Consider the following 14,291-nt stretch of genomic DNA (forward strand, 5'->3'; position numbering starts at 1 on the left):
CCATGACCGATCCGAGCCTCACCGCGGGTACGCGAGACACGCAGACCGTCACGAAAGACGGGGCTCCGATCACCCGCACGATCGAGGGCGTGCGCATCCGCTCCACGCCCCATCACGTCGATCATCGCGGCTCGGTGTTCGAGATCTACGAAGACCTCAACGACTACTGGGACGAACCGATCATCTACGCCTACCAGTTCTCGGTGCGCCCGGGACAGGTCAAGGGATGGGGCCTGCACGAGCGCAAACGAGACCGGTACACGATCATCTCGGGCGAGGTCATTCTGTTCCTCTACGATTCGCGGGCCGATTCGCCCACGCACGGCCAGTCGATGCGCCTCGTGCTCTCTGACCGCGGTGTTCGCCAGGTGACGATCCCGCAGTTCGTCTGGCACCTGTCGGTGAACGTCAGCTCGCTCGAGGCGTACCTCATCAACTTTCCGACCGAGGCGTACCACCACGAGTCGCCCGATCGGTTGCTGCTGCCGTGGGACGCCCCGGAGATTCCCGTCGACGTGCGGGCGCACCTGCCGATCACCTGAACGGCGTGCTCGTCACCCTCGACGACCACCCTGACGTCGTCGCCCTCATCCCGACGCTCGGCGCGAGTCCGACCCGACTGGCGCGCGCCGTCGCGTCGCTTGTCGACCAGCAGGGCGACGCCCGACTCGCCGTGCTCGTCATCGTCAACGCGGAAACATCGTCACCGACGACGCTCGACCCGCGCGTCGCGGTCGTGCACGCAGGCCTCAACCTCGGCTGGGCTGGAGGCCTCGCGTTCGGCCGGTCGCTCGTGCGCGCCGAGCAGCTCTGGCTGGTGCAAGACGACATGGTGCTCGACCCCGGCTGCCTCAGCGCTCTGCGCGCGGCGCTGGCCGACGACCCCGGGCTCGCCCTCGTTGCACCCATGGTGATGCGCGACGGCCTGGTCGTCGCGCGAACCGTCGGGGCCGACCGCGACGACGCGTGGGAGTTCTCGGGCTGGTACCCGGAGGTCGACACGCCTCTCGACGACGTCGACCGGCTCGAGGGCTTCGCCTACGTGGGCAGTCGCGGCATGCTCGTGCGCACGGCGATGTGGGACGCCGTCGGAGGCATGGACCCCCGCTTCTACCCCGTCATGTGGGTCGACGTCGATCTGTGCAGCACCCTGCTTGCGCGCGGCCTGCGGTTCCGCTCGGTTCGCGATGCGCACTGCTCCCACGAGCAGTCCGCCTCAACGACCACGCAGTACTCGGCGGTGCTCTGGCACCGCAATCTCTCGCTGCTGCGGCAGAAGCACGCGAACGGCCCGGCTGGGAGGGTCCCGAGCGTCGAGGGGGCGGTGGATGCTCGCATCGAGCCCGCACTCGTCGCGACGATCGCGCGCGCCGCCGCCTCGCTCGTGCGCGAGCTGGCCGATCGCATCGAGCTCGATCACGCCGAGCTCGAACGGACTCGCGAGCGGCACGCCGACCTGTCGTCGCAGCGCGACGACAGCGAGGCACGGATCGCCGCCGCGGAGCACCGAGCGCGGCTCGCCGAACTCGAGCTCGCGGCGATGCGCGCGTCGCGATCGTGGCGCCTCACCGCCCCCCTGCGCCGCATCGGAGCACGCCGGTCCGGCGCGACCGCCTCACCCCGTGCGCGAGACGACGCCTGACAGATCCGCTCCACCGGCGATCAGGATGTCGCGCGCCGCCCTCGCGAAGTCGTGCGCAACAGCATGACTCCTCGCCGCAGAACCCAACGTCTGACGACGGATCGGGTCGGAGATGACGTCATCGATCTCTGCGGCGATGCGATCGGGTCGTGTCGTGACGGGAATCCGCACCACCGAACCGGGCGGGAGCTCGAGTGCCGACCCGAGTGCCGAGACGATGACGGGAACACCCGCGGCGAAGCAGTCAGCGACCGCGGCCGAGCTCTCGCCCCGCGACGTGGCTCGCAGCTGCACGGCGACCATCGCCCGTGCCAGCCACGCGTTGTACTGCGCGTCGCTGACGCGTCCGGTCGCGATGACGCGCCCGGCGACGCCGGTGGTTCGAGCGCGCTCCTGAAGTCGGTCGAGCGTCTGCTGATCGAGGTGGTTCTCCCCCACGAGGGCGAACACGAGATGAGGGTGCCGGGTCGCGGCGAGGAGGAAGGCCTCCCAGACCTCGACCGATTGCTTGACCGAGCTGAGGATGCCCATCGAGACGACGGCATCGCGCGGGCCTTCGGCGGGGGCGGGCATCGTGCGGTGCGCGAAGGCGACCGTCTGAACATCAGCGCGATCACCCGGGGCGAGTTCGAGGCGGGCGAGGGAGGCGGCGAAGCGTGAGTGCACGAGCAGGCGATCGACCCGCCGGGCGATCGAGCGCACGAGGGGGCGGTTGAGGTCGGCGTAGTCGGGCGATCGGTGCGCCGGGTAGCCGGCGTGCTCGATGACGAGGTCGCCCGCCTCGAGCGCCTCGAGCGCGATCAGGGCATCCACGTCGACGATGTCGGGGCGCCGGGTTCGCGCGAGCCGCAGCACGCCCTGCAGGGCGACGTCGTGCAGCAGGGCCGTACCGCCCCGATGGCGGCGCGCCTGCGCGAAGACCTCGTAGTGGTACTCGCTGTTGCCGATGCTGTAGACGATGTCGTCGTACTCGCCCTGCGCGGCGCGCACCGCCGGCAGCGCCGCCGCCGCGAAACAGCGCACTCCCTCGACCTCGATCGGGTCGGCGCCGGCCTGGGCGAAGACATCGACGTCGGCGTGACGCGCCAACTCGGGCAGCAACCGCGCCGAGTAGTCGGCGACACCGCTCGCAACGGGCGGCATCGGGCTCACGAGCGCGATTCGGCAACGCGGACGGGCCGCGAGCGGTGCGCGCCGCCGCGGCGCGGCCTCGTCGTAGGCCTGCAAGGTGCGCCCCGCGACGTCGTGCCACGAGTAGCGCTGCGTCGCGGCGAGCTCGAGCAGATCATCGCGCAGGGCGCCCGGGGTCAGAGCCGCGGCCATGCGATCGGCGATCGAGCGGGCATCCCCGGGATCGAATCGCCCGGCGGGGTCGGGCACGATCTCGACGAGCGAGGATGTGTCGGCGACGATGCACGGGGCTCCGCAGGCGAGCGCCTCGGCGACGGGCAGGCCGAAACCCTCGAAGAGCGAGGGGAAGACGAACAGGGCCGTCGATTGATAGAGCGCGATGAGCACCGCATCGGACACGTAGCCCGTCAGGAGAAAGTCGTCGATGACGCCGAGATCACGGGCGATGTGCTCGAGGTGCTCGCGCTGCTGCGGCTGCAAGCTGCACACGATCACGAGCTGATGCTGGGCACGCAGCGCTCGCGGAAGCTGGGCGTACCCCTGCAGCAGCCCCTCGAGGTTCTTCCGGAAGTCCCAGCCGCCGGTGTAGAGCACGAAGCCGGGGCGCACGTCGGGGAGCGCCGCCCGCGCACCGTCGTACGCCACCGACGGGTCGCTCGCCGGAACATGGTCGGCCGAGACGCCCGCGCCGATCGTCACGATCCGGCCGGGATCGATGCCGGCGAGGTCGATAGCGTCGCGCGTCGTCGCCCGAGAGATGCTGAGAACGCGGTCGGCCTGCCGCACGAGCTCGAGCCGTGAACGGTACGCGGCCACCATGTGCCGGCTCGACAGGTACACCTCGGGATACCGCAGGGGGATCAGATCGTAGAGCGTCGCAACCGTGGCGCGGTACCGGGCGGGCGCGGGCTCGATGCGCGCGGGCAGTCCGTAGAAGGGTGAGGTGATGTGCAGCACGTCAGCGCCGTCGCGCACCGCGTGGTCGTCGTCGCGCACGACGCGCCCCGAGTGCAGCAGGTCACGAGCCCCCCGGGGAACCGGGCCATCGGCGGAGAGAACCCACAGGAGATCGCGATGCGCGCGCGCCGCCTCGGTCGCGACGGCGAGCTGTGCCGTGTAGGTCGGGATGCCCCGCTCGGGATGCGTCGGATCTTGGAGGCAGCGCAGATCGACGTGCACCGACATCGGCATCTCAGCGGCCGTCGGCGGACGACCCGAGATCGGCCGGAGTCGGCGAGGCCTGCGCGGCGGAGCGCACCTCATCGCGCAAGCGGGCCACGGACTCGCCGAGCACCTGCACCGAGTCGAGGAGCGCCTGATTCACCTCGCGCACCTCGGCGAGCTCGCGCTCCAGGCGGGCGGCGGACTGCGCCTCGACGAGGCTCTCGACGCGAGCGAGGTGGTCGTGCACCGCGGCGAACCGACGGTTGATGTACCCGCGGAAGGGAGCGCTGATGCGCCGCACGAACGATGCCACCGGGTCCTCCTCGGGGTGCGACGGGGTCAGGGGGAGGCTCGCACCCGCGGCGCATCGCGGTGCGCCGAGAGAATCGTCCCACACCGCCGATCAGCGGCGCGCCGGTAGGCTGACGGTCATGTCCTGGCTCCGCGACCGGCGCGTGGCCCTCGCCGCAGTCACGTTCTTCACGCTGCTCGCGGGAGACGCCTGGCGCTACTCAATCAGCTGGTACGGCTGGGGTGTCGTCGTGGCCCTCATCATCGCAGGGTGGGTCGCCATCGCGATCGGTCAGCGTGTCGACCTGCGGCGCATCCCGATCGCGCTGGGGGTGTTCGCCGGGGTCGTGACCCTGTCGATCGTGTGGTCGGCGTACCCCTCCGCCTCAGCGATCGGCATCCCGCTCACCCTCGCCACGATGCTCGTCGGGGTCGTGCTCGCGCACACGGTGCCGCTCGACCAGGTGCTGCGCGCGCTCGGCGTGGCCCTGCGGTGGATCCTCGGTCTCTCGCTCGCCTTCGAGCTCGTCGTCGCGGCCGTGCTGCAGCGGCCCGTGCTGCCGCTCTGGGTCGACTACGACGAACCCGTGCCGCGCGCCTTCTACTGGTCGCGCGCGCTGCTCTTCGAGGGCGGCCGCATCCAGGGCATCCCCGGCAACGCGAATCTGCTCGCCTTCGCGGCGCTGCTCGGCGTCATCGTGTTCGGCATCCAGCTCGCCGAGCGGCGGGTCGGGCGGGCGGCGGGTTGGGGCTGGCTCGGCGCCGCCGTGCTCACCCTCGGTCTCACCCGCTCGTCGACCGTCATCGTGTGCGCCGTCGGCGCGGCTGCGGTGCTCGTCATCGTGCTGCTCGCGCGCCGCTTCTCGCTGCGCGGCCAGCTCGTCGTCTACGGCGTCGCGACGGGCGTCGTCGCGGGCATCGTGGCCGCCGCGATCGCGGGCCGTGAGACCCTGCTGGCTCTGCTGGGGCGCAGCGACGACCTCACCGGGCGGCTCGACATCTGGGCCGCCGTCATCGAGCTGGCACAGCAGCGTCCCGTTCTCGGCTGGGGCTGGGTCAGCTACTGGGCTCCCTGGGTCGAGCCCTTCGACGACCTCGCGGTCATCCGCGGCGTCGCCTACCTGCAGGCGCACAACGCCTGGCTCGATGTGTGGCTGCAGCTGGGCGTCGTCGGGGTGGTCGTGTTCGGCATCCTCGTGATCACGACGGGCGTGCGCACGCTCGCCTGGTCGGTCGACTCCCCCCGTGACAGCACCGAGACCCCGACGCTGCGCCTGCTGCCGGCGCTGCTGCTCGCGGTGCTGCTCGTGCACAGTCTCGCCGAGTCACGGCTGCTCATCGAGGCCGGCATGGTCCTGCTGGTCTGGCTCGCGGTCGCCTCGCGCGGGCATCGCACGATGCACCGGGCCGCCGTCACCGCCGCGAGGGCGCGATGAAGCCGGATGCCCTGGCCGCCGCTCGCACCCTGCTCGGGTCGCCCCGCGTCACCCAGGCGCTGACCGAGGCCATCGTCGGCGTCGCCCTCGTAACGCACGCCGTGCGCGCGCTTGTCGGGTGGCCGGGAACGATCGCGATCATCGCCGCGCTCGTCGTGCTCGCCTCGGCGTCGCTCGCGAGCCAGCCCGAGCGCACGGAGTGGCGGGGCGTACTGCCGCTCTCGCTGCTCGCCCTGTTCTCGCTGCTCACCGTCAGCATCATCTGGAGCCAGTACACGTGGGCAACCGTGGGGGGCATCGCCTACGCCCTCGCCTTCGGGTTCCTCGGGGTGTACATCGCCCTCGTTCGCGACCTCATCCAGCTCGTGCGCGCCGTGGGAAACGCGCTCCGCGTGATCCTCACCGCATCCTTCGTGCTCGAGATCCTCAGCGGCGTGATCCTCGACACGCCCTTCACCTGGATCGGCATCACGGGCGATCTGGCGCTCGGGGGCCCCGTGCAGGGGCTCGCGGGCACGCGCAACGCCCTGGGCTTCCTCGGCGCGCTCGCAGTGCTGAGCTTCTGGATCGAGTTCCGCACGCGCTCGGTGTCGCGGGCGCTCACGGCCTACTCGCTCACGCTCGCGGCCGCCACGATCGTGCTCGCGCGCTCCCCCGTCTCCCTGCTCGTCCTGCTCGCCGTGCTCGTCACCGGCCTCGCGCTCGTCGTCATCCGTCGCCAGCAGCCCCTCGCCCGTCGCGCGACGCAGAGCGCGCTGCTCGTGGCCGCCGCGGTGTTCGCGCTCATCGCGTGGGTCTTCCGCAGCGCGCTCATCTCGGTCGTGGATGCCGCGGCCGACGTCGCGGTGCGCACGAGCGTGTGGGGCTCGGTGCGTGCGCTCATCGACCAGCAGCCGGTGCTCGGCTGGGGCTGGGTGGGGCCCTGGCCCACGGAGGTCTACCCCTTCTCGAGCGTGCGGTCGAGCAGCGGGTTCCAGCCCGATTCCGCGCTCAACGCCTACGGCGACATCTGGCTGCAGCTCGGGCTCGCGGGGCTCATCGTGCTCGTCGCCGCGCTCGGGCTCGCGTTCGTGCGGGCCTGGCTGGTCGCGAGCGACCGCCGCAGCACCGTGTACGTGTGGCCGGCGCTCACGCTCGTGCTGCTCGCGACGACGAGCATGACCGAGAGCTACCTGCTGTTCGAGGGCGGACTCCTGCTGTTCGTCACGAGCGCTTTCGCGGCGGCGCGCAACCGCTCGTGGCGCCGCCGCCTCGACTGATCGCGACCGCGTGGCACGATGGAGTCCATGCCGTTGTCGCCGCGTCGCCACATCCTGCTCGTCGGCGACGTCGGGGCGAGCAGCACGCTGCACGTCGGCGATGAGGCGATGGCCGAAGCGGCGATCGCGCAGCTGCGCCGGCGGCTCGAGGCCGACCTCGTACTCCTCTCGCGCGACCCGCGCGACACACGGCACCGGTACGGGGTCGAGAGCGTCGAACGCATCGGCTTCGCGGGGCTCGCCCACGACGCGGTGATGCGCCGCCACGACCGCGTGCTGGCCCTGCTCGCCGGCGACGACGACGCCCTGCCCACCGACGACCCGGCCCGCGGGGTCATCGACGCCGTCGCGGCCGCCGACGGCGTGCTCATCACGGGCGGCGGCAACATCACGACCCTCTATGCCGAGCACCTCGCCGAGCGCTCGGCCGTCGGCGCGATGGCCGCGCACCATGGCATCCCGCTCGTGATCGGCGGGCAGAGTCTCGGCCCGCGTTTCGACGACGGCGACGCCGCGCTCGTCGCCACGCTGCTCGAGGGGGCGCGCCTCGCGGCCGCGCGCGAACCCGGCTCGTTCGCCCTCGCACGCTCGCTCGCCCCGCACGCCACCGTCGTCGAAACGGGTGACGACGCCACGCTGCTCGGCACCGCCGATGAGCCCGACACGGCGGTCGCCCGCCGGCACGGGCTCGAGCCGGGCGGCTTCGTTGCCGTGAGCTTCTCGCCCGCGGCGGGCACCCTGGGCTATCGCCAGCTGCTCGACGACCTGCGCGGTCTCGTCACCGCGATCGCGCGCGCCTCAGGGCTGCCGGTCGTGCTGCTGCGCCACGAGGGCTCGATCGATCCGGCGCGGTCGCTGGCCGACGACGCCATCGCCGATGCCCTGGCCGACCTCGACGGCGTGAGCTCGATCCCCGTGCAGGATGCCCGCACGACCGCTGCACTGACCCGCGCCGCCGCGTTGTGCGTCACGAGCCGCTACCACGGCGCGGTGTTCGCCCTGGCGGGCGGCGTGCCCTGCGTCGCCCTCTGGCCCGAGCTCTACTCGCAGCAGAAGATGCAGGGCCTGCTCGCGCACCACGGCCTCTCGACCTGGTGCGCACCGCTCACGGCCCTCGGCACGGGGCACGCCGTCCGACTCGTCGAGGCGGCGTGGGCCGAGCGCGGCACGATCGCCGCGCACCTCTCGCGATCGCGGCCCGCGGCGGTCGCACACGCCGAATCGTGGTGGGATGCGGTGGCCGCGGTGTTCGCCGGCCGCGACCCCGACATCCCTGGTGCGTACCCCGCGCCCGCCGAGCTGCCGGTCGCGGCGCCGCTGCGCGACGAACTCGCACGGCTCTCTGCGCTGACGCTGCTCGTCGAGCAGTCCGGAGCCGCCCCCGAGCCCGACCCCGTCGACTGGCGCACGCGCGCCCTCGAGCTCGAGCGCAGCACGTCGTGGCGCATCACGGCGCCGCTGCGCGCCGTGATGGCGCGGCGTCCCGGGCGCCGGCCGGCACCGCCCCGCTAGAACGAGCTGCGCAGCGCGGCGATGCCGCCCGTGGTGTCGCCGTCGAAGACGACGCGACCGTGCGAGAGCACGATGGCGCGGTCGCAGACGCGCGTCACCTGATCGGCCGAGTGGCTCACGAACAGGATCGTGCGCCCTTCCTGCTGGAACTCACGGATCTTGTCCATGCACTTCTTTTGGAACCGTTCGTCGCCGACGGCGAGCACCTCGTCGACGAGCAGCAGGTCGGGGTCGACGTGCACGGCGATCGCGAAGGCGAGCCGCACGTACATGCCCGACGAGTAGAACTTCACCTGCGTGTCGATGAAGTCGTGCACTTCGGCGAAGTCGACGATCGAGTCGAAGTAGCGGTCGGTCTGCTTGCGCGAGAGGCCGAGGATCGAGCCGTTGAGGTACACGTTCTCGCGCCCCGTGAGGTCGGGGTGGAAGCCCGCGCCCAGCTCGAGCAGGGCGGCGACGCGGCCGCGGCGCTCGACGGCGCCGCGCGTGGGCTCGATGATGCCGCCGATGACCTTGAGCAGGGTGCTCTTGCCCGAGCCGTTCGCGCCGAGCAGGCCGACCGAGGCGCCGATCGGCACCTCGAACGACACCTCGTCGAGCGCCCAGAAGTCGTCTTTGTGCTGGTTCGAGCGGCCGAAGTTGACGAGGCGCTCTTTGAGCGACTTCTCCTTGCGAATGACGAAGCGCTTGGCGACGCCGTCGACGCGCACGATCGTGGATGCGGTGGCCATCAGATCTCCTGTGCGAAGTTGCCCTGCAGGCGCGAGAACACTCGCTGCGCCACGACGACGAGCACGAGGCCGACGACGAAGGTGATGAGCAGTCGCAGGTCGAGGTCGGCGGGCCACGGCTGGGGCGGCACGGTGACGCCGCCGAGCACGCGCTCCTCGGAGCCGGCGGCCCAGATTCCCCGCTGGAACGCCAGGATCGCGGTCGACATCGGGTTGATGAGGTACGTGCTCTCGAGCCACGGCAGATCAGAGCGCTCGCCCGCCTCGACGACGAACGACCACGAGTACACGATCGGGGAGGCCCAGAAGAAGACCAGCAGCCCGACCTCGACGAGGTACTGGATATCGCGGAGGTACACGTTGACGGCCGAGAGCAGGAGGGCCAGCGCGACGCCGTAGACGGCGGCGATCGCGACGGCGACGGGGATGTAGAGCAGGTTCCACGAGATCGGGAACTGGCCGAGCGCGACGACGGCGACGATCAGGATGAGGAACTGCACGCCGAAGTTCACGAACGCCGACCCGGTCGCGGCGAGCGGGAAGATCTCGCGCGGCAGGTAGACCTTCTTGATGAGGCCGGCGTTCGAGAGGATCGACTGGGTGCCGGTGACGACGATCTCGCTGTACAGGGCCCAGAGCGTGAGCCCGGCATACACGAAGATCGCGAAGTCGGGAATGGCGCGCGCGGCACCGAGGAACTGGCCGATCGCCACGAAGTAGATGAGCAGCATCGTGAGCGGCTTGATGAGGCTCCACAGGAACCCCAGCGAGCTGTCTTTGTAGCGGGCCTTGAGCTCGCGGCGCACGAGCAGGCCCAGCAGCTCGCGGCGCGCGATGACGTCGCGGATGGCGCGCCAGAGCCCGGCGAAGACCCCGACCCGCCCGGCGACGGTGCGCTCGAACGGCAGGGCCTCGACGTGCGCGACCCGCTGCGCCTTATCCAATCGAGGTTCCGGTGCGAACGATGCCGTACTGCATCTCTTTCAAGCGTTCGAGCGACTCTTCCGCCAGCACGCGGTTGGTGCGCTGGAGGTCGGCGAGCACGCCGAGCGCGAACGAGAGCAGTGAGCCGATGAGCAGCGCGACACCGAGGATGAGCGACTGCAGGTGCTGGCCGGCGTCGTCGCCGAAGACCCAGATGAGGATGAGGTAGCGAACGAAGGGCACCATCGCCCCGATGAACATGAACGAGCCGATGACCGCGAAGAACGCGAAGGGCTTGAACATGATGTAGCTGCGCAGGATGGCCTGGGCCGACTTCGTGACGTGCTGCCCCATGCTCGAGAACAGCCGGGACTCGCGCGTCTTCGGGTTGGTGTCGATGGGCACGCTGCCGATGCGCAGACGCTTGTTGCCCGCCTGGATGATCGTCTCCATGCAGTAGCTGAACTGCGTGACGATGTTGAGCTTGATGAGCGCGTCGCGCGAGTAGGCGCGGAACCCGCTCGCGGCATCGGGCAGGTCGGTGCTCGCCGCGAGGTTCACGACCGTGCTGCCGAGCTTCTGCAGGCGCTTCTTGAACCACGAGAAGTGCTCGATCGTGTGCGTCTGCCGGTCGCCGATGACGATGTCGGCCTCACCGGCCACGATCGGGGCGACGAGGTCGGGGATCCGGTCTTGCGGGTACTGGTTGTCGCCATCGGTGTTGACGATGATGTCGGCGCCGTTGAGCAGGGCGTAGTGAACGCCGTCGCGGAACGAGCGGGCGAGCCCCATGTTGCGCACGTGGTGCACGAAGTGCTCGACCCCGAGCTCGCGCGCCACCTCGACGGTGCGGTCGGTCGATCCGTCATCGATGATAAGGATGTGGATCTCGTCGATGCCGTCGATCTGCTTCGGGATGGTGGCGAGCACCGAGGGAAGTGTCTGCTCCTCGTTGAGACACGGAACCTGCACGAACAGCTTCATGACACTCCTGAGTTCGACTGAGGACCGGTGCGACCGTGACCCCCGTGGACCATGAACGACCATAGTTCATCGGCGTAGGCTTCCCAACTCCGCACTCCGCGTGAGCGGGCCTCCTCGGCGAGCGTCTCGCGACGCTCTTCGTCGCGCAGAAGACCGGCGATCGCGTCGGCGATCGAGCGGTCGTCACGCGGGTCGACGAGGACCGATCCTGAGGTCGCGATCTCGCGCATGCTGCCGAACCCCGAGGTGATGACGGGAGTGCCGAGCGCGAGCGACTCGACGATCGGCAGCCCGTAGCCCTCGTTCACGGAGGGGAACACCGAGAAGGATGCCCGGCGGTAGAGCGCGGCGAGCGTCGCGTCGTCGACGCGGCGCAGGCTGCGCACAGATCGCCCGGCGCGCTGCAGCTCGGTGAGGCGTTCCAGGAAGCGGGCGGAGTTCCACGCGTTGCCGCCGACGAAGAGAAGGTCGAAGTCGAGGCCCTCGCGCCACACCAGCTCGGCCGCGTGCAACACGGCGAGGTGGTTCTTGCGCGGCTCATGGCTGCCGACGCACAGCACGAGAGGGTGCCCGGCACGCACGATTCCCTGGATCGACGCGACATCGGCGTCGCTCGGCACCGACTCGTCGGCGAGCACGACCGCTGAGATCTGCGGCCCCTCGATACCGGCGGCCTCGACCATGCGCGCCCACCCGCGGTACTCGACAGCCGCGGCTTCGGAGATGGTCGCGACGCGGTCGAACCAGGCCACCGCAGCCAGGTTGCGAGCGAATGCTCCGCGCATCCCCCCGCCCGCCGTCTCGGGCACGGTGAGGGGAACGCAGTCATAGCCGACGACGGCCGTGGCGGATCCGCTGTACTGAGCGAGCGACTGCACCCGGTCGAGGCGGTCGGCCTCGACCGCGAGCTCGGGAAGAACGTAGGTCGATCGCCACGGCACGACCACCGGACGGGTCGAGCTCGTCGTGCGCGACGACGCCTGCGCCTGATCCCACCGATCGCCGAGCAGCTCGAAGCCCTCATCGCCCGGCAGCCAGCCGACGATGGTCATCTGCCGTTCGGCGGCCGTCCACTGCCGCATGACGTTGACGACCACGCGCTGGATACCCGTCTCCAGATCGGTACGAGCGGTGTGATGCACATCGACGACGACACCGCCCTCGATGACACTCACCGCGCGCCTCCGCAGCCGTCGGGCGGGCCGGAGGGCCAGGAGTGCAGCGGGGCCGTCGAGCCGCACGCGACGGCGCCACGCGACCACGTCGGCCGAGGGGGGCAGCGTGCTCGTCAACACGGCGATCGTCAGCCAGATCCGCGACGGCGAAGGATCGTGGTCGAGCAGCTCGGCCAGTGCCGCGGCCGGGTCAACCGGGGTCACGCCGCTCTCGCGGTCGTCCGCACGGGAGCCTCCGAGCAGTCGGCAGAGCAGCGCGACTCGCTCGTCACGCGATCGCGCTCGGTGCATCACGGCTGTCGACGCGGTCATGCGGCACCCCCCGCCGAGCCCGCGGGCGAGGCCTGGATCATCGCCGCCCAGAGTTCGTCGGCGTACTGCTTCCACGTGCGCTCGGGGCGGCGGCGCGCCTCGTCCCGCAGTCGCTCGACGAGCGAATCGTCGGCGAGCACCGAGCGCAGAGCGTCGACGAGACTGTCGTCGTCGCGCGGATCGATCACGAGGCATCCACCATCACGCGCGATCTCGGCGGTGCTGCCGTAGGCCGTGGTGATCACGGGGGTCGCGCGCGACAGCGCCTCGGCGACCGGGAGGCCGTAGCCCTCGTGCAGCGAGGGGAAGACCATCACCCGCGCGCGGCGATAGAACTCGGCCAGCTCCTCGTCACCGGCGTCGCGCCGCACCGTGATCGGGCGCCCGCGGGCGACCATGCGGGCGATCTCGGCATCGAATGCGCCGATGTACTCGGCGCTGCCGCGACCGACGAGCGCGAGCTCGAACTCGAATCCCTCGCGCCAGAGCACCTCAGAGGCGAACAGGAGAGCCCGGTGGTTCTTGCGCGCCTCGTGGCTGCCCACCGAGAGCACGAGCATGCGGTCGTCGGCGGGATCGTCGACGATCTCGCTCGCGGCGGTCAGCTCGGCCGGCAGTGCGCAGGAGCTCACCTGCGGACCCGTCACTCCTTGCGAGCGCAGCGCCGAGATGTAGCCCGAGAACTCCTGAGCAGCCGACTCGCTGATGCCGACGATCGACGTCGAGTGCTTGACGAGGGTGAGATAGCTCGCGAACTTCTCCGCCTCGCGCGGGTGCAGCATGTCGGCGCTCACGATCGGGATGGTGTCGTAGCCGACGAGGTGCACGCGATTGCCCGAGAACTCCGCGAGCGCGGCCATGCGCTCGCTGGATGCGGCACTCGGGACCTCGACGATGACGACGTCGCTGCGCCACGGAACCACGATGTCGCCGTCGGCAGCCGAGCTCTCGGCTCCGCGGAACCGCGTGGGCGAGCCCCAGTCGACGACCCGGTCCCGCTCCGCGGCGCTCACGGCCCGCAGCGCCGAGCTGGCCCGGGTCCACGCGGCGAGGTGCACGTCGGCGCGCGTACCGACCCAGCTCGCCATCGTCTCGCGCACGACGCGCTGAATCCCGGTGTTGTGCTCGTGGGTGGCGCTGAAGTCGACGTCGACGACGACGACATGATCGAGAATCTGCAGCCGTCGCTCGAGACCGCCGCACTCGATGATGAGCGGGCGCAGGGTGGCGAGAACGCGACGGACGGCGCGCGGACCCTCGACGAGGTCGAGCACGCGCCGCACCGCGCGAACGTCGTCCTGGCGCGGGAACGCGCCGCACACCGCGATGATCAGCAGCCACACGGCGTCGGTCGACTCCGCCCGGCGGGCGAGCTCGACGAGCCGCGCCAGTCGCTCGGCGACACCGTTCGCGGGCGTCTCGCCGAGCGCCGTCAGGGCCGCATCGACCCGCTGGGCCGTCGCCTGGGCGAAGACCGAGCTCGGCACGGCGCTCACGACGCCGCTCGCTTCAGTCGAGCCCGCACGATCGACCACGCGAGCGCCGCCGTGCGGGCCGGGCCGATCTCGCGTACCTTGTCGCGCAGCCGGATCACGATCGCGAGGTACGGCCCGAATCCGGCTCCGGTCGACAGCGCGTACATGCGCCGATGACGAGCCGCCGCATGCCCAGCATCAGTGATCCAGGAGATGAGCTCAGGATCACTGACCGGTGTCTCATCATCTCGTCGT

The 14,291-nt window shown here is 70.8% G+C and carries 13 protein-coding genes; 5 read left to right on the forward strand and 8 right to left on the reverse strand.

Going from position 1 to position 14,291, the window contains the following annotated elements:
* Positions 1-2 precede the first annotated feature (2 nt).
* Both NNL39_RS02505 and NNL39_RS02510 read left to right on the forward strand, forming a co-directional pair.
* Positions 3-542: a dTDP-4-dehydrorhamnose 3,5-epimerase family protein gene (locus NNL39_RS02505; protein WP_255160131.1), complete on the forward strand. Its 540-nt coding sequence runs from the start codon at positions 3-5 to the stop codon at positions 540-542.
* Positions 543-547: 5 nt separating this feature from the next.
* Positions 548-1,642: a glycosyltransferase family 2 protein gene (locus tag NNL39_RS02510; RefSeq protein ID WP_255160132.1), complete on the forward strand. Its 1,095-nt coding sequence runs from the start codon at positions 548-550 to the stop codon at positions 1,640-1,642.
* On the opposite strand, the gene NNL39_RS02515 is transcribed toward NNL39_RS02510, so the two are convergent.
* Both NNL39_RS02515 and NNL39_RS02520 read right to left on the reverse strand, forming a co-directional pair.
* Positions 1,616-3,958: a glycosyltransferase gene (locus NNL39_RS02515; RefSeq protein ID WP_255160133.1), complete on the reverse strand. Its 2,343-nt coding sequence runs from the start codon at positions 3,956-3,958 to the stop codon at positions 1,616-1,618. The two genes, NNL39_RS02510 and NNL39_RS02515, sit on opposite strands and share 27 nt — an antisense overlap.
* Before the next feature lie 7 nt (positions 3,959-3,965).
* A complete protein-coding gene (locus NNL39_RS02520; RefSeq protein WP_255160134.1) occupies positions 3,966-4,250 on the reverse strand; it encodes a hypothetical protein in 285 nt (94 codons plus the stop codon).
* A 118-nt stretch (positions 4,251-4,368) separates the two neighbouring features.
* On the opposite strand from NNL39_RS02520, the gene NNL39_RS02525 reads away from it, so the two are divergent.
* From NNL39_RS02525 to NNL39_RS02535, 3 genes are read left to right on the forward strand one after another with little or no spacing between them, the layout of a single operon-like run.
* Entirely contained in the window at positions 4,369-5,664 is a 1,296-nt protein-coding gene (locus tag NNL39_RS02525) for an O-antigen ligase family protein (protein WP_255160135.1), read from the forward strand.
* Complete coding sequence (locus NNL39_RS02530; RefSeq protein ID WP_255160136.1) at positions 5,661-6,923, forward strand: O-antigen ligase family protein; 1,263 nt, start codon at positions 5,661-5,663, stop codon at positions 6,921-6,923. Before NNL39_RS02525 ends, NNL39_RS02530 begins: the two co-directional genes overlap by 4 nt.
* A 27-nt stretch (positions 6,924-6,950) precedes the next feature.
* Positions 6,951-8,435 (forward strand): polysaccharide pyruvyl transferase family protein, encoded by a 1,485-nt coding sequence (locus tag NNL39_RS02535; RefSeq protein WP_255160137.1) that lies wholly within the window; start codon positions 6,951-6,953, stop codon positions 8,433-8,435.
* On the opposite strand, the gene NNL39_RS02540 is transcribed toward NNL39_RS02535, so the two are convergent.
* Genes NNL39_RS02540 through NNL39_RS02565 form a run of 6 tightly spaced genes read right to left on the reverse strand, consistent with a single transcriptional unit; the run spans position 8,432 to position 14,203 of the window.
* A complete protein-coding gene (locus NNL39_RS02540) occupies positions 8,432-9,166 on the reverse strand; it encodes an ABC transporter ATP-binding protein (RefSeq protein ID WP_255160138.1) in 735 nt (244 codons plus the stop codon). The genes NNL39_RS02535 and NNL39_RS02540 overlap by 4 nt on opposite strands.
* Positions 9,166-10,110, reverse strand: coding sequence for an ABC transporter permease (locus NNL39_RS02545; protein WP_255160139.1), 945 nt, complete (start codon positions 10,108-10,110; stop codon positions 9,166-9,168). The genes NNL39_RS02540 and NNL39_RS02545 overlap by 1 nt, the downstream gene beginning before the upstream one ends.
* A complete protein-coding gene (locus tag NNL39_RS02550) occupies positions 10,103-11,074 on the reverse strand; it encodes a glycosyltransferase family 2 protein (RefSeq protein ID WP_255160140.1) in 972 nt (323 codons plus the stop codon). Before NNL39_RS02550 ends, NNL39_RS02545 begins: the two co-directional genes overlap by 8 nt.
* Positions 11,071-12,561: a glycosyltransferase family 4 protein gene (locus NNL39_RS02555; RefSeq protein WP_255160141.1), complete on the reverse strand. Its 1,491-nt coding sequence runs from the start codon at positions 12,559-12,561 to the stop codon at positions 11,071-11,073. Before NNL39_RS02555 ends, NNL39_RS02550 begins: the two co-directional genes overlap by 4 nt.
* Entirely contained in the window at positions 12,558-14,057 is a 1,500-nt protein-coding gene (locus NNL39_RS02560; protein ID WP_255160142.1) for a glycosyltransferase, read from the reverse strand. The genes NNL39_RS02555 and NNL39_RS02560 overlap by 4 nt, the downstream gene beginning before the upstream one ends.
* Positions 14,054-14,203 carry a hypothetical protein gene (locus tag NNL39_RS02565; protein WP_255160143.1) on the reverse strand — a complete coding sequence of 50 codons (150 nt, stop codon included), beginning with the start codon at positions 14,201-14,203 and terminating at the stop codon, positions 14,054-14,056. Before NNL39_RS02565 ends, NNL39_RS02560 begins: the two co-directional genes overlap by 4 nt.
* Between the last annotated feature and the right edge of the window lie 88 nt (positions 14,204-14,291).

This window comes from Microcella humidisoli (assembly GCF_024362325.1).
In the GTDB taxonomy this organism is placed as follows: Bacteria; Actinomycetota; Actinomycetes; order Actinomycetales; family Microbacteriaceae; genus Microcella; species Microcella humidisoli.